Below are 20,585 nucleotides of genomic sequence, written 5' to 3'. Positions count from 1 at the left end.
CCCTGGGAGGCATCACCCCCAAACAGAAGCTGGCCATTGCGGCCCGACATCTACTTCTGGCGAGTACTAAAAATGGGAGGATTACCATCGACCAGAATAACGTCAGAAGCGGTAGTCGCTGTGACGTGAGCCTGATGCACCATGCCCGACTCTATATTGACGCCAATGTGCGTTTTGGCGTCGAAGTAGTACTGGTTGCCTTTTTGACCTGATGCATTTCTGGGTCACGCTTGCCTTCCTTATTCTTGGTCGAACTCCGCGCATGGATCAGCGTGACATAGATGATAATACCCCGGCGCAACGAAAAGCCCCGATCTCCCAGGTAGCCGTTAGTGGCGCCGAGGATGCCGATAGCCAATTTATGCCTCTTCAGCAAACGACCGAAATTGAAGATGGCGGTTTCGTCGGTTATACGTTACAGGCTCAAATCCGTAAGTTGTCGCAGTACCGTAGTTTCATACAACACGCCCTCCATCGCTGTATCCAAACCCGTTCTGCATCAGATGTATGTGCAGCATTGCCATCGCCAGATAGGCCGACCACCTTGACCTTTGGATCGTGCGGTCGACCAGAGTCACCTCTTCCATGGCAACACCTGATTCATTTCGATCAGAAAGAGTCCCTTGCGGTCTGTTTGTGCTTACCGGCGTATTTGGCGTCAGCGAAGATCATCTGTTTCATTGGAAGGTTCGTGCAGACGGATTGGGGTATTTCAGCAGACTCGAGAAGTTAAATTCAGATTTTCCTTAGTCGCACTCAGTTTCTGAGTGCGGCAAAAATCTTTTATTTCTATACCTGCTATTAATATTGGTTAATATTCTTTTTAGAAATATATATAGCGTGACACGGTCTTTTTCCTCTGCATTAAGTAAATGCTCTAATTCATCCAGATTTACAGCCTTGCTATGTATGGGGATAACAATGTCTTTGAATTACCCTTTTGTCGGGGGCAGGGTTTCTTTGCCTTCTTTATTAGCGATTTCCATCGCGCTTGCGACCTCGGAACATTCTTTTTCTGCCGAAAGAAGTGCAGATTCATTGCTTGAAACTGTTGTGGTGACAGGCACTAAAAGGTCCGACGTCACGCCACTTAAAAGTTCAGCCCCTGTCGATGTGATCAGTAGTGAGAGTATCGAAAGAAGTGGCGTGACACGAATAAGTGATCTGCTGCAAAAACTGTCGCCATCTTTTAACTCGCCCACGGGCGGCTATGTGAATAATGGTGTTAAAGCGGCTACGTTACGTGGGCTATCGGCTGATCAGGTGCTGGTGTTGGTCAATGGCAAGCGGCGCCAGACTATCGCGGGGCTCAGCGCGAATAACTCCCAGCCAGTGGATCTCAATACCATCCCCATTAGCGCCATTGACCATATCGAAGTCCTGCGCGACGGGGCATCGGCACAATATGGCTCGGATGCGATTGCGGGCGTCATCAACATCGTCCTGAAAGGGGAAGCCGAAGGCGGCAACGTCTCCAGCCAATATGGCGTCTACAACGCTCAGAACAGCCGCTATGGCGCATCCACCAGTGTTTGGAAGGGCTTTTCTCTGCCAGGCGATGGCTTTTTCACCTTGTCAGCCGATGCTTACCGGGAGCGTCATCCGCTGTCCGGTGAGGCTGATAGTCGACAGTGGTATTTCGCCGGTGACGCCCGCGAGGCAACTGCGCGCAAGGACCAGGTCAAATGGGCCCAGCCTCCGGATCGTGACGCTTGGAATCTGCTGGCGAATACCGAGTTCGGTCTGAGTGACCAGTTGCGTCTGTATGGAACGGCGTCTTATAGCCATGGGCGAAATCAGGCTCGGCAAAATTTCATCCCGCCGAATGACAAGGGTAACGTCAGGGCACTGTTTCCTGATGGTTATCAACCTGTCGCAACGTATAACAACAGGGACTTTTCGGTCCTGGGGGGCGCCAAGTACGACAACGAAGAGTTGGGCAGCCTGGATTTCTCGGTTTCCTATGGCTGGAACAAACTTACTCAAGGTGTTTCGCCTTCGGTCAACCCGACGTTTGGATCGGATAGTCCTACTTCGTTCAGCGAGTTGTTCAATCGTCGCAATAGTTTGCTCAATAGCAACCTCGATTATGTCAAGGCGCTTCCCGTTTCCTGGTCAGTCAAGCCGCTGAACATTGCTGGCGGTCTTTCATGGCGTCAGGATCACTATGAAACCCATGCGGGGTCTTATGAAAGTTGGGCCAACGGTGGGCAACTGATTCCTGATGGTCCCAACGCCGGGCAGGTCCCTCTGATCGGCTCGCGTGGCAATACCGGCTTGCATCCTCAGGATGAGGTGGATCTTAAGCGCAACGTGAAAGGTGTGTACCTCAGTCTTGAACTTGAGCCTGTTGAAAGGCTGGAGGTTGGCATTACCGGCCGCTACGACGAATACAGCGATGCGGGCTCTACGACCAACGGCAAGTTATCGGCACGCTATGCCTTCAATGACAACGTCGCCTTGCGGGCTTCAGCCAGCACTGGGTTTCGTGCTCCAGCCTTGGCGCAGAGCGGCTATGCGGTCACGGGGTTGAGTACCCGAACGGGAACCCTGGAGTTCACCTCTACACGTGGGCTACCCGTCAGCAGCGCGGAAGCTAGAGCTCTGGGGGCAAAGGACCTCAAGCCCGAAAAGTCGACCGACTACTCGCTGGGCCTGGTTCTCACGCCTTTTCGCAATGCGTCGGTGACTGTCGACGTCTATCAGATCGACATTGATGATCGCATCGTTCTGACCGATCAACTCGGTGGCGCGCTGGTGAGTTCGATCCTGACGCGAGCAGGCTTCCCCGACATTCAATACGCGCAATTCTTCGTCAATGGAGTCGATACCCGCACGCGTGGCCTGGATGTAGTGGGTAACTATCGCTTCAATCTTGAACACGATGCGCGACTCGATCTGAGCGCCGCCTACAGTCGTGCGAAGAACGAGATCACCGGCATTGCGGCCAATCCGTCACAACTGCAGGGTAGCGGACTGACGCTGATAGGCCGTCAGAGCCAGTCGATCATCGAGGATTACGCACCCAAGGATAAAGTCGTCCTCAGTGCCACCTACATTCAGGGTGACTGGGATGCCACCGTCAGCTTCGTTCGTTATGGGGCATTTGGCGTGGCGCATCCGACCAACGCGGCTTACGACCAGAGATATTCGGCGCAGTGGGTAACCGATCTCGAGCTGGGGTATCGCGTGACTGACGCGCTGCGTTTTGGGCTGGGGGCGAAGAACCTGTTCGACAGCTACCCCGACAAGCAGATCTCGCAACAGCAAACCCTGGGGCAAACGACCTATTCGCCTGCATCGCCAGCGGGTTATGACGGCGCCTTCTACTACGCCAATCTCAGTTACGACTTCTGATCATGGAGGCGGGCGGCGCGTCCGCCTTCCGATGCGCCGAGGAGCAATCATGAGCGATAGCACCACTAGCATTTACTACACCCGCTGCCCGATACCGACCGGTCTGGGCATTGCGGTGCATCTGGGACTGCTGAAAGACGAGTTCGCGGCAGATGCCCATGTCGCTCTCCACTTGTTGCAGGCCAGCGATGATCCGGAGCGTTTGAACAGTCATTTTTCCCACGCGCTGGATAACCTGATTCGCCATGGCGGCAACATCCCGGCGATCTGGACCCGGGCACGTGGCGCCGATACGCGGGTGATCGGCTTGAGTTTCGTGCGCGGCCCGCAAGCCGTGCTAAGCCTGCCGCAATCCGGTATCACCACGCCGGCCGACCTGAAAGGCAAGCGCCTGTTGCTGCAGCGTAACGGTGGGGGAACGATCGACTTTCAGTATTCGACGTCGCGACGTACCTATGAGGGCGCTTTGCGCCAAGCAGGTTTGAGCTTCGACGATGTGACCCTGGTGGAGCCCGATCTGACGCCTGAGCGTGCTGCCGGTAACAACCGCAGCGCTTCAGGGACCATCCGCCGAGCCTGGTACACCGATGGGTTGGCGCCGCTGCTACGTGGCGAGGTGGACGTGATCACCTCGCGCACGATTGGCTCTCCGGCGCCTCAACTGGAATTCCTGTTCGGCCTCAACCGGGTCTTCGACCTGCTCGATTTACCCGATGAGGTACAGCGTGCCAACAACAGCACGCCGCTGACACTGACCGTCGACGTTGGTTTCATCGAGCGTCACCGTGACCTGTTGGTTCGCATCCTGCGGCGGATTCTGCAGGCCGAGCAATGGGCCCGGGACAATCACGACGAGGCCGTGCGTTTCATCGCTCGGGAACAGGCCGTTGCCGAGCAAGTCGTCGAGTCGGCATTCGGCTCGCGCCTCTACGACAGCATCGCGCTCGGCTTTGATGAGCATTATGTCGCGGCGCTGGAGGACCAGAAGAACTACCTGCTGCAACTCGGCTACATCGATAACGATTTCGCGATCGAGGATTGGCTCGATCGCAGCCTGTTGGATGAAGCGCGAGCTTCACTCTGATCCTAATTAATGAGGAATTGACGATGAGTAAACAAACTGATTTCCAAGGCGTGGACCTGTTCCGCTTCGCCCAGATCGTGGAAAACCAACTGGCCGCGACGCCGGGCATCATCCAAGGCGCAGCCAATGGCGCGTGGCGTGTACCCAACAGTGAAAACCTGTTCGTCATCGGCAGTGCCGCTCGTCATCCGGAGCGCGGCGTGGTCGTGGTCGACTTCGACGGCAATGTGGTGCATGGGCAGGCTTATCCCAGCGTTCGCGAATACGCGCCGCTGTATATCGGTATCTTCACCTCCCGACCGGATGTGCAGGCTGCATTTCATGCACACACGCCTTATCTGATGGCGTTCTCCACTGCCCATCGGCCACTGCGCAACACGCACATATCGCTGCCGCGTTTTGGGGTGCGCAAGGAGATTCCCGTCACCCGCTACAGCGCCCGTGACGACGGTTCGCCGCTGCTAGAAACCCTGCGTGACCATCCTGATATCCCAGGTGTACTGCATGGTAACCACGGCATCTTTGCCTTTGGCGACACCATCACCGAAGCGGCTACCCGCGTGAAGTTCTTCGAAGCTGCCGCTCAATTGGAAGCGATCGCTGAACAGTTGGGGGGCGCGCAGCTACTTCCTGATGACGCCTATGACGACATCCAGCGCGCAATTCGCAGTAGCGGTGCGACCAGCCATTTCAAGTAGGAATTGCAGTTGATGAAAGTGCTCTGGTACATGAGTCCGGTCGACGGCCGGCGCCCATGGGTTCCCGAAGGCCGTTATCCGGTCGATCACAAGCGTCTGCAACGCGTGGCGCAAACAGTCGATCGCGGTGGTTTTTATGGTGCGTTGTTTGGCACCTACGCGCACGACGTGCTGATCACGGTAACGTCGCTGATTTCCGTTACGCAGACCATGCGTTTTCTGATCCCGGTCTATCCCGGTGTCACACCGCCCGCACTGCTCGCTCAGCAGGCCTTGACCTTCGATGACTATTCCAGCGGGCGCCTGCTGATCAATGTAGTCAATGGTCAAGACAAGACGCTGGCTCGCTACGGGGTGAATCTTGCCCATGACGAGCGTTACCAGATGAGCGCCGAATATTGGGACTTGTTCAAGCGCCTGTATGCCGGCGAAAACGTCGGTCACCGAGGCACTTATTTCAATATTTCCGGGCGAGACCCGAATGTGCTGATTTCCAGCAACCTGCCGTTGGGGCCGATCCAGGTTCCACGCATCCCATTATGGGGTGCCGGAGCCTCGCCGGCCGGGATCGCCCATGCAGCCAGCACGCTGGATGTCTACCTGGCTTTTCTACGTGATCTGGAGCAGGTCCGTCAGCAGCTCGATGATGCACGGCAAGCCGCTGCGGCCCAAGGCCGGACGCTGCAGATCGGCACGCTTGCCAGCGTGATCGTGCGTGAGACCGAGGAGCAGGCCCGTGACCATTTTCAGCAACTGCTGGAGAACACCGGCGCAGAGGTGCTTGCCAAGTCGGCGCATGAGGGCTTGATCGCACGTGGGGTTCACCCACAAGGGCTGCAGGGGATCTCGCACGACAACCCGAAGATCCAGGCGCGCATCGACGCCCTGAAGGCTGGGCGTCTGCCGAGCCTCGATGACCTGGAGTTCGCTCCCGGGCTTTTCAGTGGCATGACCGGCTGGGGGGCGTTGCTCGACCTGACGGGAGAGGGTGGGGGGACCTACCTGGTGGGTAGTGCTGAGCAGGTAGCTGAGCGCCTGAAATGGCTGCAGAGGGCGTTGGGCATCGACAACTTCATCCTCTCGGGCTGGCCTCAGGCCACCGAAGCCGAATACGTCTCCGAACTCTTGCTGCCACTGCTCGATCTGGAGCACGAGCCTCCCGTGCTCGCGCGCTGAGACAAACAACCGGGTTGCGACCATTGCGCCCTTGTGCCTGCCACGCCAGGGAAGGCCATGCAGGCCACGTTTTCGAGATGAAGATTATGCAACTCAGTCATGCCCGCCCAGCGACGCGCTCCTGGGGCCTGCGGTTTCCAAGTCGGCACATACCACGGCTGTTGCTCTATGCGTTGCTTCTGGTGATGATGGTGTGGCCAGCGCTGATGCTGTTTGCCGGATCGTTTCGTTCACTCCCACCGGGGTTCCAGGGTGACTGGACTCTGGAGGCGTGGCGCACGACATTCGGTGGCCCCGGGATTTCCAGCGCCATCTACAATTCGTTGTTGATGTCACTGATCACCACCGCCGTAGCCACGTTTCTGGCAGCGACGCTGGCGTTTCTTTCCGAGCGTACCGACGTGGCCTGCAAGCGTTTGATCCTGCCTGGCTTGCTGCTCACCTTCGCCACTCCACCCTTGTTCTATGCCCTGGGATACGCCTTTCTCGGCAACCCGTACACCGGCTGGCTCAACAACCTGGCGCAGTGGGCAGTGGGCGGTTCCGGACTGATAGATATCGAAACCTGGTCGGGATTGATCGTGGCCTCGATCTTCAAGAAGGTCGCGATCATCTACCTGTTCCTGCTCGGCCCTTTCCGCGCGCTGAACTCGACACACGACGACGCGTCGCTGGTGTCGGGCGCAAGTCAATTGAAAACCTTTTTCTCCATCAGCCTGCCATCGCTGACCCCCGCGTTGAGTGGGGCGGTGCTGCTGGGGTTGGTGGGCGGTTTGCAGGCCTTCGATATGGTGCTGATCCTTGGCTGGCCGCAAAGTATCGATGTGATCGCCACGCGGATCATGGTGTTCGTCAACGGCATGGCTGGTTTGAATTATGCGAAGGCCAGCGTGCTCTCGGTCCTGCTGGTGGCTATGGTCGCGGTACTTTGCCTGGTTCAGGCCAGGTTGCTGGGGCGGCGTAGTTTCGTGACGATCTCGGGTAAGAGCAGCACGCCACGGCGGGTGTCTCTGCGCAGGAGCCGTAGGGTATTCGATGCCTTCATCCTGGCGTTTCTGCTGCTGGCCACTTTATTGCCCATCGGCTCGGTGGTGTTCACCTCGTTCCAGCCGATCCCCGGTGTGTATGCGCATTTTTCCTGGCGTCATTATCAGAATATTTTCATGTTGCCCCGTGTCACCAGCGCTATTTCGTTGACGTTCGTCATCTCGATCGGTGCCGGTTTCATGGCCATGTTGCTGGCGATTCTGATCGCCCAGATCTCCAAGAGTCTGAATGCGCGCGAACTCTCGTTCGTTCGCTTCGTCACCTACATTCCCCTGGCGATGCCTGGCGCCGTGACCGCCGTTGCGATCTCCTGGGCCGTGATCAGTGTTCCCGGGCTCAAACAGCTTTATGGCACCTCGGTGCTGCTGGTTCTGGCGCTGATCATTTGCGTGGTGCCGTTCGCGGTTCAAGTGGCCAACGCTGCGGTTGTACAGGTGTCGGACGAGTTGCAGGAAGCCGCATGGATATCCGGTGCGTCACGTACGCGGACGTTCCTGGATATCACCTTGTGGATGCTTGCGCCGAGCTTTTTCGCGGGCTGGTTCATGGCGGCAGTGATCGTCAGCGGCAACCTCGAGATCCCGTTGCTGCTCAAGGCGCCTGACCTCAACCTGATTGCGACGGTGGTGTACAACCTCAATTCCACCTCCGATTTCTCTGCCGCTTCGGCCCTGCTGGTGGTGCTGCTGATTGCGGAGTTCGCCGTATTACTGAGCGCATTTTTCCTCTGGCGCCTGCTCGCCAGAATTTACCTGCACCGCAAGAGCTCGCTGCATTCGCTTGCGCTCGGTGGCTGATTAATCCGAATAGATAGGGCGAGCCTGTTAAGAGCCGCCTGGGAGAGTAGTGTGAACGGCGTACATATCGAAGGTCTGCGCAAGCATTTCGATCGACAAGCCTACAAGGCCGATGGCAACACACGAGGTGCCATCAACGGGCTCAGCCTGGATATTCAAACCGGTGAGTTCTTTGTCCTTCTAGGTCCTAGCGGATGCGGCAAGACAACCACGTTGCGTTGTATTGCCGGTCTGGAAACCCCGGATGAAGGACGCATTGGCATTGCCAACGAACTGGTGGCTGCTCCTGCACAGAACGTGCTCGTACCGCCCAATAAACGCTCCATTGGCATGGTGTTCCAGAGCTACGCGCTCTGGCCGCATATGTCGATCTACGACAACGTGGGGTATCCGCTCAAACAACGCAAGAAGCGCCTCGACAAGTTGGAGGCCGATCACGAGATCAAGGCGGCCCTGGCCCTGGTCGGGCTGCAGGGGCTGGAGGGCCGCAGCCCGGCGGATCTGTCTGGTGGGCAGCAGCAACGTGTAGCGCTGGCCAGGGCAATCGTCGCCAAACCGCAACTGCTGTTGTTCGACGAGCCGCTGTCTAATCTCGATGCACAACTGCGTCTTCGCCTGCGCTCTGATTTGCGCAAGGTGCATGATCAGGGCGGCCACACCTCGATTTTCGTCACCCATGACCAGTCCGAGGCACTTGCTCTGGCGGACCGTGTGGCGGTGATGCGTGAAGGGCAGATCGAACAGTTGGGCACGCCGGAAGATATCTTTCTGCGACCCGCCTCGCGTTTCGTCGCCGAGTTCGTCGGCTTCGACAATATTCTCCCTGGCGAAGTGATTGCGAGCGATTCGAGTGGTGTGCAGTTCCATCCCGATGGCTGGCCTGAGGTGCTGTTCGCCCCGGCTTCGAGCCGGTTGGCCGTCGGCACGCGCGCTCACGTTGCGCTGCGCAGTGCCAACCTGAAGATCCTCCATGGCTCTACGCACGAGCCGAATACGTTTCTGGCTAACCTGCAGGCGATCAATTATCTGGGCGAGTATTTCCAGGGCGAGATTGTCTTGTTCGGTAACGAACTGCTGGGACGTTTCCAGGATCATCCGTCCACGTGGCTGGGCCTCAGTGCTGGGCGAGTGGATGGGCTCGCCGTCCAGGTGCGCCTGGAACCGAGCGACCTGGTGATCTTGCTCGACAAGGAACAATCGCAAAGCGAAGCAGTGAACAGCGAGGTCGCGGCATGAGCTGGCTAGCAAGGCTTGTCTTGGTATGGCTGGGGACTGCTGCGCTGGTGGGCTGCAACAGGGACGAGAACGATATGAGTCTGCTGCGCAGTAACGCGCCGGCGGAGCTGGACGCTCTTTATCATGAGGTCCAGGCCAGCGGAGAAACCCGTGTGGTCGTTTACAGCTCGACGGTGGACACTGAGTTCGAACCGTTGTGGCTGGAGTTCCAGAAAGATTATCCGCAACTGCGGGTCGTCTACATGATGGTTACCGCGTCGCAAATCATGTCGCGCATGGCGGCTGAGCGCGCCACCGGGAATCACATGGGTGATGTGTTGATACAACCCGTCGATGTATTGCCAGAGCTGAAAAAGGGCAGCTACCTGACAGCCTACGTACCTCCAACGATAGGTGGACTTGATGAGCGCCTGCGCGACCCGCAGGGCTATATGCACTATGGGTTGTACAAGCTTTATGGCGTGGCTTACAACACGCGTCTGATTCATTCAGACGATGTGCCCCGTCGCTTGCAGGACGTTCTCGAGCCTCGCTGGCGTGAGCAGTTTTCTTATGTTCAGCCACTAGGTCCGGTAGGCAACACCGATGCGGCGCTCGCCACGCTCTGGCGTGACTCGCGTGTTACCCGAGACGATTTGGATCAGTTGCGCCAGGCTGGCAACTACGCCTTTCCGGAGGCGGGCATCAGTTACGTCGCCCAAGGGCGTCAGTCGCTCAATCTCTGGGCTTACCTGCCTCCGCTGGCTCGGCAGCATGAACTCGGTGCCCCGGTTGCGATCAGCTTCCCGGCCGAGCTTTCGACACTGGTGCCCTACGGTATCGCGGTCACCGCTCAAACACCTCATGCCAATGCCGCACGCCTGTTGACGGCCTGGCTTTTCAGTGAGCGTGGCCAGCGTGCATTGGCCGAGCGTTCCTACATGCTGGGGACCCAGCCTGGAGCGCCGGTACCGCGATTCTTTCCTAATGACCTGCTTCAAAACCCGACATTTCACATGACCTCGCCACCGGACGAATTGCTGGAGCAGATGAAGCGTTTGCGCCCCGTATTCGCCGACGTGTTCCTGGCGCCCAAGCGCGCTTGAGTTCCCTTCCTGACCAGACCTCCGGTGTATGAGTGGCTTCAATCATCCGGAGGACGGATGTTCTTATATGAAAAGTCCTTATTGGCGCCATGTGCGTCCCGTCTCCTGGCGCCTGGGTGCTGCCGCTGCTTGCCTGTTGATCGAGGTGGCAGTCGATCTATCTCTGCCACGCCTGATGACTCATCTCGTCGATGACGCGCTGTCGGGGGCGAGAGTTGCTCAACTCCAGGGAGCGGCCGCCATCATGTTGATGGTGATCCTGGTTGGTTGGCTGGGCGGCATGGGCTGCACCGTATGTTCGATCCGGGCCGGTATCGCTGCTGCTGCCAGCCTTCGACTGGAGCTGTACGAGCGTATGCTCGGTGAGCCCCCACAACTGATTTCCACCCTGTCTTCAGGTGGCCTGCTGACACGGCTGACCGCTGATGTCACCCAACTTCAGCAGGTGCTTATTCTGTTGGTGAGAGGTTCCTTGCGCGCCAGCCTGCTTTTGCTTGGCAGTTTGGTGATGGCATTTTCCATGAGTCCGTTACTGGCTGCATATGTATTGGGTAGCGTGATTCTGTGCCTGGGGCTGCTCGTGATCCTGACCCACTATTCGAGTGCGGCCTTCGGCGTGGCACAAGTCGGACTCGATCATCTGAATGAATACTTGCACGACGTTCTCAACGGGTGGTTCACCGTCAAGGTGTTCGCTGCCGAGTCCCTTGAAACACACCGCTTTACCTGCCTCAACCAGCGTTACATGCAGGCTTCGAAGCGTGCATGGCGGCTGTTTGCGTGCAGCACCCCGGCGCTGTTGCTGATATTGAATCTGGCCGTTGTCATCGTCCTATGGCTGAGCGGCGCATGGACAGGTACCGCACATGCCACGGAAATGGTGGCGTTCATCAATTACCAGGTGATCATTCTCGGGGCTCTGACGTCGCTCGGCATGCTGTTCACTCAGGTCTCCCGGGCCCGTGTTGCCGTCGCGCGGTTGAATGAGCTGCTGCGGCCCGCGACCGAAGTCCTGACCGCCAATGACCGGGTTTTGCGACTCAATGGTGGGATTCAGTTGGAAAAGGTGTGCGTTGCCAACGGCGAGCAAGGCCACGTGCTACGGGACATGACGTTTTGCGTTGCCCCAGGCGAGCGTGTCGCGGTGGTCGGTGACAGCGGTTCGGGAAAGTCCACGCTGCTTGCGCTGATCGCGGGGCAGGTGCAGCCTGCCAGTGGCCACATGCGCTTTGACGGAGTGGCCAGCACGGTGCTGGACCTGGCGCAATGGCGCCGACAGATAGGTGTAGTGACGCAGGTGCCGCACTTATTTTCACTGAGCCTGGAGGAAAACCTGCGCCTGGGACACCCCGATGCATCGGCCGAGGCTGTTCGCCACGCCTGTGCGGTTGCGCAACTGCAGGACTGGATCGACGGTTTGCCAGCAGGCATGGCCACCGTTCTCGAGCGGGGCGGGGCGATGCTCTCCGGAGGACAGCGACAGCGCATCGCAATTGCCAGGGCGGTACTCGGAAAACCTTCCATCGTGTTGCTAGACGATTGTACGAGCGCGTTGGACAACCATACTGCCGCGGCCCTTAACCATGCCTTGCACCATGAACTGCAAGGGACCACTTGCCTGTTCGTCAGCCAGGATCCTGTCGTGTTGCAAACCGCCGACCGTATTTTGCTACTGGACGGTGGGCGCCTGATCGGACAAGGACGGCCTGAGCAATTGCTGCACTCAACGCATTTCCGGCAGTTACTGGCGTGCGAGGAGCCGGAATGAAGTCCGCTAAACGTTCCGTATCCCGCTTTTTATTGAGCCTATCGCTTGTCGATGGCGGGGGGCGCCTAGCGGCAGTTGCCGTTTGCCTGGTGCTTTCCACCGTGCTGTTGGCCAGTGCTCCTTACCTGATCGGGCGGATTATCGATCAACACATTCTGCTGCGGCGTATCGACGACTTGGCCCTGTCATGCCTTGCGCTGTTGGGTGTATATGGCACGGCCGCATTGTGCGCCTTCGTTCAAGGACGTTTTCTGGCGGATGTGGCGCAGGGTGTTTCGGGCACGCTGCGCAACCGATTGTTCACGCATGTTCTGCAGCTTCCGCTGAATACTGTTCAGCAGCGTTCGGCCGGTGAGTTGATCAGCAGGATCAGCCTGGATATGGAAACCCTGGCGATCAGCATGAACCAGAGCCTGGGGCAATTGTTTTCCAGCCTGATATTGGTGCTGGTGGCGTTCGCCTTCATGCTGTGGCTCAGTCCGTCGATGGCGCTTCTGAGTCTGTCCTGCCTGGTGCTGATGTTCGCCACGACGCGCTACCTGGCCAAGCGGGCCCGACGCCATGTGGCGAATCAACAGGAATCGCTCGCTCGGCTCACGGGTGAGTTGCATGAGAGTATCGCCGGACTCGACGTGATTCGTCAGTTCGATGCCCAGGGGCGTTTTTGCGAGGCTTTCGCACTGGCTAACGAACAACTGCGTAGTGATACAAGTCGTGCACAGGTGCTGGCAGGTATCGTCGGGCCGAGCATGAACACCTGCAATAACCTGGGTTATGTGCTGATCGCCATTGCCGGTTGCTGGATGATCGATGCAGGGAGCGCGACGCTGGGGCTGGTGGCGACGTTCCTGGCTTATGCACGCCAGCTCGAGCGACCGGTAAGCGAGTTCGCCAACCAGTTCAGTCAGATTCAGAGTGCATGGGTCGGGCTCGAGCGCGCTGTTGCACTGCTTGAGTTGCAACGGGAAGCCGGTACTGGAACGGGCGATGTGAGCCTCAACGGTGCGCTGGCTTTTGAACAGGTATCTCTCGCCTACTGCCCTGGTGTGGACGTGCTCAAGGATGTGAGTTTCAGCATCAAGGCAGGCGAGGTCATCGCCCTGGTTGGCGCCTCGGGTGCAGGTAAAAGTACGCTGTTCAATCTGATACTGCGCTTCATCGAGCCGCAGAGGGGCGAGATCCGGTTGGGTTCTGAGCCCCTTGTGCGGATCGCCCCCCATGCGCTACGCCGTTTTGTGGGGGTCGTTGCGCAGCAGCCGTATCTGTTCGCCGCGAGTATCGAGGACAACATCCGCTATGGACGACCTGACGCAGAGGCGAATGAGGTACGGCGAATCGCCGTGCTTCTGGGCATCGATGACTGGGTCAGGCATCTGCCTCTGGGTTACCAGACGCCGTTGCAGGCCGGCGGCAAAGGGCTGAGCAAAGGCCAGATGCAACTTATCGCCATCGCCCGGGCTCTGCTGATGCAGCCTGGGATATTGCTGCTCGATGAGGCGACCAGCAATCTGGACAGGCCAGGTAATGCGAGGGTCGCAAGGGCCCTCACGGCACTGATGGAGGGCCGTACTTGCCTGGTCATCGCACATCGCCTGGATACCATCCGTCATGCTGAGCGCATCTTGCTGCTCGATCAGGGGCGCCTTGTCGAACAAGGTAGCCACAGCGAGCTGTTGGCACGTTCTGGCGCCTATGCAGGTCTGTGGCAGGCGGGGGAGGCCGATCAGGCCAGGACGCCCTGATAGCGAAAGCCTTCGTGAACGGGCCCATAGATGTCTCGTGCCGCTTCCTGAATCAGGTCACGTAACCACATACCTGCTGGGTCCTCGTTGAGGCTGGGATACCATTGCAGGAGAAAGTTCTGTACGGGCACGTCGGCAGGCAGCTCAAGAATGCGCAATGGAAAGCGCGATGCCATCAGTTGTGCGAAGCGAGACAGCACGGTGGCCACGTACGGGGTGCCTTCGAGCAGGAAGGGGACGTTGGCGGTGGCTTCGACCATCGGTCCTTCGTTTGGCCTGAGGCCCTGGCGAGTCAGCCAGCGACCGATCCAGTCCGGTGTGCCGTTACGCGGGTTGCGTCGCAGGATGTGAACCGCTTTGCGATACTCCTCCAGGCTCAGCGTATCGCCGAACTCCTGACAGTCCCGCCAGACCAGGCAGACATAGTGATCCTGATAAAGGTTGGCGTAGAGCATTTCCTCGACCTGCATTTCCACTGGCACGATTGCTAGGTCGGTATGCTTGAGGTTGGGCGCGCTCACGGCAATGGCGGTCTGGATTCCCGGGGCTTCTTGCAGTAGACGCAGGTTCACTTTCGAGAGCAGCGTGATCGTCTCGATTTCGCCTGCCTGGATGCGAAAGCGGCGCTTCGTGCTGCGCGGGTCGAAACTATTGCGAACTGCCAGCAACTGATCAGCGCTCCGCATCAGGCTGTCAACGGGGCCTGCCAATTCGCAAGCGAAGGCGGTAGGCTCCATTTCTCGGCCAGAGAAAACGAACAACTGATTTTCATAATGTTTGCGCAATTTAGCCAGTTGCGTGCTGACAGCCGCTTGGGTGACCCCCAATCGAATGGCTGAGCGGCTGACGCTTCGCTCTTCGAACAGCATCTTGAAGGTGGCCAGAAGATTAATATCGAGAGCGTGTTTTTCCATGCCGCGTATCCACTTGATTTGTATCTAGGGTACAGTTTTTCATCGCCGCCGACATGACGTATTGGGGCGCCCACGCAGGGCGTTTTTTAATAAGGATATAGTTAAAAAATATTTGGATATTCGGGGCTGAATAGAGGCGTCGGTGCCCAGGTTTTTTCAGCAGGATTTTACATTTCCTTCACGCATAGCGTCAGCAACAGTGCCGATGCCTGGCGTGAATAAGCCATGGACAGTTAGATGACCAAGCTACGCTCTTTGGACCTCAATTTGTTGGTGACTCTGGAGGTTTTACTGGAGGAGCGTAGTGTGAGTAGAAGTGCCGTGCGTCTGGGGATCGGCCAGGCTGCCGTGAGCACTCAGTTGGCTCATTTGCGCAAGTATTTCGACGACGCGCTGTTTATTTCTTCCGGTCGGGGCATAACGCCTACAAGTTTCGCCTCCGGGCTGTCCGATCCCTTGCGTGAGCTCATGCAGCAGACGCGGGAGTTTCTCGTTCGTCGTCAGACTTTCGATCAGCGTACGACAACGCGCAGGTTTCGTATCCGGGCAGGGGACATCGATACGTTTCTGCTGATTTCGAAACTGAACCAATACCTGTTGCGCGAGGCGCCCGGTGTCCAGGTTTCGTTGGTCGCTGGCAAGTACGATTTACGGCGTGTGGATTTCCATATCATGCCCAGCGGCCTGCATGATGAAAACCTGCCGATGAAGCCGTTGTACATGGATCGTTATGTCTGCCTGATCAGCAGGGACAATGAGCTGTTCGGCCAGTCGATCAGCGAGCGCGAATACTTCGATGCCACGCATATCGTCAGGCGTTCCGGACTGACCGGCACGCCGAGCCTGGAGGCGTTGCAGATCAAACGCATGGGCTACCAGCGCCACGAGGGGCCCGTGGTCGACGCTTATGCCAGCATTCCCTTCATGCTGGTCAATTCGCCTTACATCACCACGGTGCCCCTGCGCTTCGCTGAAGAAATGACGCGCCTGTTTGCGTTGCGCATCCTCGAGCTTCCCATAGAGTTACCGGAGCAGACTCTGGTCCTGCAATGGAATCCGTTGCTCGAGGGGGACATGGCCGCCGTGTGGTTTCGCGAGCAGTTCTTCAACGTGGCGCAGAGCATCTACGGGCCGCTGCCGGATCAGGCCGTGCTTGCAGGCGCTGGTACATGAGGCTGCTTTCGAGCAACTGTGCATGAGTACCGGACGCAGCGACCCGGCCCTGTTCGAGGACGATGATTCGATCGGCGTGGCGGATGGTTTCAGGGCGGTGCGCGATGATCAGGCTAGTGCGACCGTGCATCAGGGTCTGCAATGCCTTGTGGATTAGCTGTTCACTGCGCGCGTCGATGTTGCTGGTGGCCTCGTCCAGTAGCAGGATCGTCGGGTCCCGCAGCAGCGTGCGGGTGATGGCAAGCAACTGTCGTTGACCCTGGCTCAGGGTGATCCCGCCAGTGCCCAGGCGGCTCTCGTAGCCACCCGGTAGCTGGCGGATGAAGTCATCCGCTCCGGTGAGTCGTGCGACGTGCAGGATCTCTTCGTCACTGGCGCTCGGACGGCCATAATGCAGGTTGTCGCGCAGGCTGACATTGAACAGGTGGCAGTCTTGCAGGACAACGCCGATCTGGCGGCGAAGCCCTTCGCGAGGCAGCGTCGACAGGCGATGCCCGTCGAGCAGAATGTGCCCGGCGCTGGGTTCGATGAAGCGTAGCAAGAGGTTGAACACGGTGGTCTTGCCGGCACCGGTCGGCCCGATCAGGGCGATCCGCTCACCTCGCTCGATCTGCAGGTCGATACCCTGCAGAACAGGGTGGTCCGCGGTGTAGTGGAAGCCGACCGCTTCGAAGCGGATCGCTCCCGTCAATGGCGGTACGGGCCTGTCCTGGTGGTCGGCGAGTTCGTCTTCCTGGTCGAGAATCTCGAAGCTGCGCTCGATACCGGCGATCGCGGCCTGCATCAGGTTGAACTGGTTGGCCAGTTCGTTGACCGGGCGCTCCAACTGCCGTGAATAGCCGAGAAAGGCGATCACCGCGCCAACGCTGACGTCGCCATGCAGCGCCAGCCAGCCACCGACGGCGGCCAGCAGGGCGAAGCCCAGGTTGTTGAAGGTGTTCATCGCTGGCCCCATGCTGCCGGCGATGATCTGGGCCCGGCGCGAACTGCTGCGCAGGCGCTGCGCGATGCCTTCGACACGGGCCGCCGCATGGGCTTCGGCGGCGCTCAAGCGCAAGGTGGCCTGGCCGCTGATGCTTTCCTGGATCAAGCCGTTGAGCGCGCCAAGCTGGGTTTGTTGAGCGGTGATGGCGCGACGCGAATAGCGTGCGATGCTACGGGTGACGATCAGCATGGTGGCGAGGCAGCACAGGCTGACCAGGGTCAGCGCCGGGCTGAGCGCCAGCATGAAGCCGAGCGCACCGAGTACCAGCACCAGGCTCGATAGCAACTGCATCACGCCCTGGTTTAGGGTGGTCGCGAGCAGGTCGAGATCATGCGTGGCACGGCTCATCAACTCCCCCTGGCTATGCTTGGCAAAGAAGGCCATGGGCAATCGCTGCAGGTGTTCGAACAACTGGCTGCGCAGGCGCTGGACGCAGTCTTGGGCGACGCTGGCCATGCCTCGTGCCTGCAGCCAGGCGAACAGGGTCGCCGCCATGTACACCAGCAGAAGCACCAGGCAGTCGGACAGCAGGCCACGAGGCTCGCCGGCCACGGCGTGCTGGTCGATGATGCGGCCCGTCAGCCACGGGGCGAGGACCAGTAGCAAGGTGCTGGTGATGGAACAGGCAAGGGTCAAAAGGAACCAGGCGCGTCGCACCAGCAGGTAGCCGACCAGGCGGCGCAGGGCTGTCAGCCCGGAGTGCGGTCTGGCCTGGGGTACGCTGGGCGTGCGAGTGTGAAGGGGCTGGCTCATGGTGTCTGCCCTCGTTCATGGGTGTTCAGCAGGGTGCGGTAGAACATGGATTCTCTTTGCAGGGTATCGGGAGTGCCCTGGGCAATCAGTCGGCCGTCATCGAGCACCAGCACCCAATCGCTATCCTGGATCTTGTCCAGCCGCTGGGTGGCGATTATCCAGGTGCTGTGGGGCAGCGCTTCGCGCATGGCGGCGAACAGATTGCGTTCGGTGTGGGGGTCGAGCGCGCTGCTGCAATCGTCGAGTAACAGCAGCTCAGGTTGGGCCAACAGGGCCCGGGCGATGGCCAGGCGCTGGCGCTGGCCGCCGGAGAGCCCACCGCCCTGGCGGTCTATCTGCGTCTCGTAGCCTTGCGGCAATGCTTCGATGAAGGCGTCGGCCTGGGCGATGCGTGATGCCTGCCGGAGCCTCTGCTCATCGATGTCGGTGCGGCCGAGCAGCAGGTTTTCACGAATGCTGGCGCTGAACAGCAGCGGTTGCTGGCTGACCATGCCGACATGGCGGTAGAGCTGATCCTTGGGCCACTGCGAGAGCGGCACCCCGGCGATCCGGATCTCGCCGCTGTCTGGTGGATACAGGCCAGCCAGTAGCGACAGCAAGCTGGTTTTTCCCGCGCCGGTCCAACCCAGCAGGGCGACACGTTGCCCGCCACCCACCCGGAAGCTGATCTCGCTCAACGCCCGGGTGCCGTTGCCATAGGCGAAGTCCACGGCGTCGACCCGAATCTCGCCAGCGGTACCGGTGATGGGCCGGGAGGCGGACAACGCTGTAGGCACTGCCCGCGCGAAGATCGATTTGATGCGCTGCAAGGCGATGCGCGTACGGGCAACCTGCATGAGCAGGTTGCCCAGCGAGTTCAGCGCGCCCAGGGAGATGCCCAGGTAGCTGATGAACGCTGCCAGTTCGCCAACGGCCAGCTCACCTACATGGGTGCGACCTGTGCCGAGCCAGAGCACGGCCACCAGCACGGCATTCAGCAGCAACAGCGTGGGGCCGTTCAGCGCCACGCTGCGCCAGGCGCGCACGGCGGCTCGGGAGTAGTCGCGATTCAACGCCTCGAAGCGTTGTTGCTCATGCCCCCTGTTGGCGAATGTCTTGAGGGTGCGGATGCTGGCGATGTTTTCGCGCAGGCCTTCATTGAGCTGGTCGAGGCGATTCTGTACCTGGCCGAAGGCCTGGGCCGAGCGCTGGGTGATCAGGTAAAGCAAGGCGGCCAGCAGCGGCATCGCCAGCACGATGAGCAAGGCCAGGCGCCAATCGATCCACGCCGCCAGGGCCAGGCTGCCAAGCGCCAGGAAAGGTGCGCGAATGAAGATCCGCAGCAGGAGCATGGTGAACTGCTGGAACTGGGCGACGTCACTGGTCAGGCGGGTGACCAGCGACCCCTGGCCTATTGTGTCCATCTGCTTCAGTGGCAAGTGCTGCACGGTCGTTAACAGGTCGCGGCGCAGATCGGTGGCGACGTCTATCGCCGCTCGGCTGGAAAACACCGTGCAGCCGAAACCGCCGAGTAGACCCAGGATGGCGCATACAAGCATCCAGGGAGCGGTTTGCCAGACGATCGCTAGATCGCCGCGCAGCACGCCCTGGTCGACGATGCGCGACATCAGCAGCGGCTGCATCAGGTCCATCGCCACTTCCAGCATCATCAGTAGCGGTGCCAGTGCCGCCGAGCGCCAGTACGGGCGCAGGTAGCTCAGGACGATCACTCCAGGGCCTCGTGCGCCCGGAGCAGAAAGCTCGAATCGGCCCAACTGTCGAGGGTGAAGTCCTGCTGGATATAGCCCAACTCTCGCAACCAGCCCTTGGCCAGGCCGATTGCCGCCAGGTTGTGCGCATCGAGGTTCGGTACGAAGTCGATTTTCTCGATGGCCTGCAACGTATCGGCCACGCTGGGGTGGTAGGTCAGGCGATTGATCAGATAAGCGGCCGCCGGTTTGTTCTGATTGATCCAGCGCCCTGCACGGATGCAGGCACGCAGGTAGGCGATGACCAGGTCGGGTTGCTGTTGCGCGAGGGCGCGGCTGACGGTCAGGGCGAACGGGCTGTTGGCGACCTGCAGCGTCCAGTCCGGGCGCAGGTTGAAATCCTCGATGACCTTGAACAGGCCGCTGCGCTCGAGAATGAGGCTCTTGCCTTGTCCCGAGTAGATCGCATCCACGCGCCCCTCCTCGGCAGCCCGCACCTCGGGGGCGAAGGCGAGATAGTGGCGGGACAGATCGCGCCAATGTTCGATGGGCCGCGCGCAGGGCGCGCGGGACGAGGCCGGGGGGTAGTCGACATCGACCCATTTCACCTGGTCGGCGCGCAGATGCCCCAGGCGCAGCGCCGTCTGCAAGGCGCGTTGAGACACCGCTCGCCACCAGTCGACAGGGTTTGCTGGGTTACGAGGAAGACCGATGCGCGCACCGGCGAGGTCCGCCAGGGAATGGATGTCGGCATCGGCGCGTACCAGAATCTGGCCGCCGTTGTAGACACGGGTCAGGCCGAGTAGGACGGTTTGTCCGGCTTGTGCGTTGGCCCATATGGCCGGGATGCACCCGCCGTCGCGAAACAGCCGGTCGCTGCGCTGGTTGAAGTGTGCCGGCCAATACTGGGTCTCGAGGCTGCGCAGGAAACGTGCGGATGCGCCGATACGCGCCAGCTCTTCATCGAGCCAGCCGAGTTCGACGGCGATGTGCGAGGCCACGAAGACGGGGCAGATGGTGAAAAGCACTTCTCTATTGTGGGAGTTCATGCACGTTCTCGATGTTCAGGGGAATGGAAAAAA

The 20,585-nt window shown here is 59.4% G+C and carries 14 protein-coding genes and 1 pseudogene; 10 read left to right on the top strand and 5 right to left on the bottom strand.

What is annotated here, in order from left to right:
• Window positions 1–86: 86 nt before the first annotated feature.
• A pseudogene (locus ACSZPK_RS15755) lies at window positions 87–681 on the bottom strand (IS5/IS1182 family transposase); the annotation flags it as partial.
• Window positions 682–921: 240 nt separating this feature from the next.
• On the opposite strand from ACSZPK_RS15755, the gene ACSZPK_RS15750 reads away from it, so the two are divergent.
• The 9 genes from ACSZPK_RS15750 (at window position 922) to ACSZPK_RS15710 (ending at window position 13,990) form a co-directional block, all read left to right on the top strand.
• Window positions 922–3,357 carry a TonB-dependent receptor plug domain-containing protein gene (locus tag ACSZPK_RS15750; RefSeq protein ID WP_437882406.1) on the top strand — a complete coding sequence of 812 codons (2,436 nt, stop codon included), beginning with the start codon at window positions 922–924 and terminating at the stop codon, window positions 3,355–3,357.
• 49 nt (window positions 3,358–3,406) lie between these two features.
• Window positions 3,407–4,441 (top strand): ABC transporter substrate-binding protein, encoded by a 1,035-nt coding sequence (locus ACSZPK_RS15745; RefSeq protein WP_437882405.1) that lies wholly within the window; start codon window positions 3,407–3,409, stop codon window positions 4,439–4,441.
• A gap of 23 nt (window positions 4,442–4,464) precedes the next feature.
• Window positions 4,465–5,139: a class II aldolase/adducin family protein gene (locus ACSZPK_RS15740; RefSeq protein WP_437882404.1), complete on the top strand. Its 675-nt coding sequence runs from the start codon at window positions 4,465–4,467 to the stop codon at window positions 5,137–5,139.
• A gap of 12 nt (window positions 5,140–5,151) precedes the next feature.
• Window positions 5,152–6,315, top strand: a complete 1,164-nt coding sequence (locus ACSZPK_RS15735) for an LLM class flavin-dependent oxidoreductase (protein ID WP_437882403.1) — start codon at window positions 5,152–5,154, stop codon at window positions 6,313–6,315.
• Window positions 6,316–6,476: 161 nt separating this feature from the next.
• A complete protein-coding gene (locus ACSZPK_RS15730) occupies window positions 6,477–8,159 on the top strand; it encodes an ABC transporter permease (RefSeq protein ID WP_437882402.1) in 1,683 nt (560 codons plus the stop codon).
• A 51-nt stretch (window positions 8,160–8,210) separates the two neighbouring features.
• Window positions 8,211–9,395 carry an ABC transporter ATP-binding protein gene (locus ACSZPK_RS15725; protein WP_437882401.1) on the top strand — a complete coding sequence of 395 codons (1,185 nt, stop codon included), beginning with the start codon at window positions 8,211–8,213 and terminating at the stop codon, window positions 9,393–9,395.
• A gap of 74 nt (window positions 9,396–9,469) precedes the next feature.
• Window positions 9,470–10,480, top strand: a complete 1,011-nt coding sequence (locus tag ACSZPK_RS15720) for an ABC transporter substrate-binding protein (RefSeq protein ID WP_437882400.1) — start codon at window positions 9,470–9,472, stop codon at window positions 10,478–10,480.
• A 67-nt stretch (window positions 10,481–10,547) separates the two neighbouring features.
• Window positions 10,548–12,248 carry an ABC transporter ATP-binding protein gene (locus ACSZPK_RS15715; protein WP_437882399.1) on the top strand — a complete coding sequence of 567 codons (1,701 nt, stop codon included), beginning with the start codon at window positions 10,548–10,550 and terminating at the stop codon, window positions 12,246–12,248.
• Window positions 12,245–13,990, top strand: a complete 1,746-nt coding sequence (locus ACSZPK_RS15710; protein ID WP_437882398.1) for an ABC transporter ATP-binding protein — start codon at window positions 12,245–12,247, stop codon at window positions 13,988–13,990. Before ACSZPK_RS15715 ends, ACSZPK_RS15710 begins: the two co-directional genes overlap by 4 nt.
• Here the strand turns inward: ACSZPK_RS15710 and ACSZPK_RS15705 are convergent.
• Window positions 13,972–14,904: a LysR family transcriptional regulator gene (locus ACSZPK_RS15705; RefSeq protein ID WP_437882397.1), complete on the bottom strand. Its 933-nt coding sequence runs from the start codon at window positions 14,902–14,904 to the stop codon at window positions 13,972–13,974. The genes ACSZPK_RS15710 and ACSZPK_RS15705 overlap by 19 nt on opposite strands.
• 237 nt (window positions 14,905–15,141) lie before the next feature.
• Between ACSZPK_RS15705 and ACSZPK_RS15700 the strand changes: the two genes are divergently transcribed.
• Window positions 15,142–16,077: a LysR family transcriptional regulator gene (locus ACSZPK_RS15700; RefSeq protein ID WP_437882396.1), complete on the top strand. Its 936-nt coding sequence runs from the start codon at window positions 15,142–15,144 to the stop codon at window positions 16,075–16,077.
• Here ACSZPK_RS15700 and ACSZPK_RS15695 read toward each other — a convergent pair.
• From ACSZPK_RS15695 to ACSZPK_RS15685, 3 genes are read right to left on the bottom strand one after another with little or no spacing between them, the layout of a single operon-like run.
• Window positions 16,010–17,815 (bottom strand): ABC transporter ATP-binding protein, encoded by a 1,806-nt coding sequence (locus ACSZPK_RS15695; protein WP_437882395.1) that lies wholly within the window; start codon window positions 17,813–17,815, stop codon window positions 16,010–16,012. The two genes, ACSZPK_RS15700 and ACSZPK_RS15695, sit on opposite strands and share 68 nt — an antisense overlap.
• Window positions 17,812–19,524: an ABC transporter ATP-binding protein gene (locus tag ACSZPK_RS15690; protein WP_437882394.1), complete on the bottom strand. Its 1,713-nt coding sequence runs from the start codon at window positions 19,522–19,524 to the stop codon at window positions 17,812–17,814. The genes ACSZPK_RS15695 and ACSZPK_RS15690 overlap by 4 nt, the downstream gene beginning before the upstream one ends.
• Entirely contained in the window at window positions 19,521–20,552 is a 1,032-nt protein-coding gene (locus ACSZPK_RS15685; protein WP_437882393.1) for an ABC transporter substrate-binding protein, read from the bottom strand. The genes ACSZPK_RS15690 and ACSZPK_RS15685 overlap by 4 nt, the downstream gene beginning before the upstream one ends.
• Window positions 20,553–20,585 lie beyond the last annotated feature (33 nt).

This window comes from Pseudomonas sp. LRF_L74, from assembly GCF_965644255.1.
Taxonomy (GTDB): Bacteria; Pseudomonadota; Gammaproteobacteria; order Pseudomonadales; family Pseudomonadaceae; genus Aquipseudomonas.
This window is presented reverse-complemented; position numbering and strand designations above follow the sequence as displayed.

What these genes read in the sequence shown, in the direction of transcription:
- ACSZPK_RS15750 (WP_437882406.1), top strand. Translation starts at nt 922, where the DNA reads ATGTCTTTGAATTACCCTTTTGTCGGGGGCAGGGTTTCTTTGCCTTCT.
- ACSZPK_RS15745 (WP_437882405.1), top strand. Translation starts at nt 3,407, where the DNA reads ATGAGCGATAGCACCACTAGCATTTACTACACCCGCTGCCCGATACCG.
- ACSZPK_RS15740 (WP_437882404.1), top strand. Translation starts at nt 4,465, where the DNA reads ATGAGTAAACAAACTGATTTCCAAGGCGTGGACCTGTTCCGCTTCGCC.
- ACSZPK_RS15735 (WP_437882403.1), top strand. Translation starts at nt 5,152, where the DNA reads ATGAAAGTGCTCTGGTACATGAGTCCGGTCGACGGCCGGCGCCCATGG.
- ACSZPK_RS15720 (WP_437882400.1), top strand. Translation starts at nt 9,470, where the DNA reads ATGAGTCTGCTGCGCAGTAACGCGCCGGCGGAGCTGGACGCTCTTTAT.
- ACSZPK_RS15715 (WP_437882399.1), top strand. Translation starts at nt 10,548, where the DNA reads ATGAAAAGTCCTTATTGGCGCCATGTGCGTCCCGTCTCCTGGCGCCTG.
- ACSZPK_RS15710 (WP_437882398.1), top strand. Translation starts at nt 12,245, where the DNA reads ATGAAGTCCGCTAAACGTTCCGTATCCCGCTTTTTATTGAGCCTATCG.
- ACSZPK_RS15705 (WP_437882397.1), bottom strand. Translation starts at nt 14,904, where the DNA reads ATGGAAAAACACGCTCTCGATATTAATCTTCTGGCCACCTTCAAGATG.
- ACSZPK_RS15700 (WP_437882396.1), top strand. Translation starts at nt 15,142, where the DNA reads ATGACCAAGCTACGCTCTTTGGACCTCAATTTGTTGGTGACTCTGGAG.
- ACSZPK_RS15695 (WP_437882395.1), bottom strand. Translation starts at nt 17,815, where the DNA reads ATGAGCCAGCCCCTTCACACTCGCACGCCCAGCGTACCCCAGGCCAGA.
- ACSZPK_RS15685 (WP_437882393.1), bottom strand. Translation starts at nt 20,552, where the DNA reads ATGAACTCCCACAATAGAGAAGTGCTTTTCACCATCTGCCCCGTCTTC.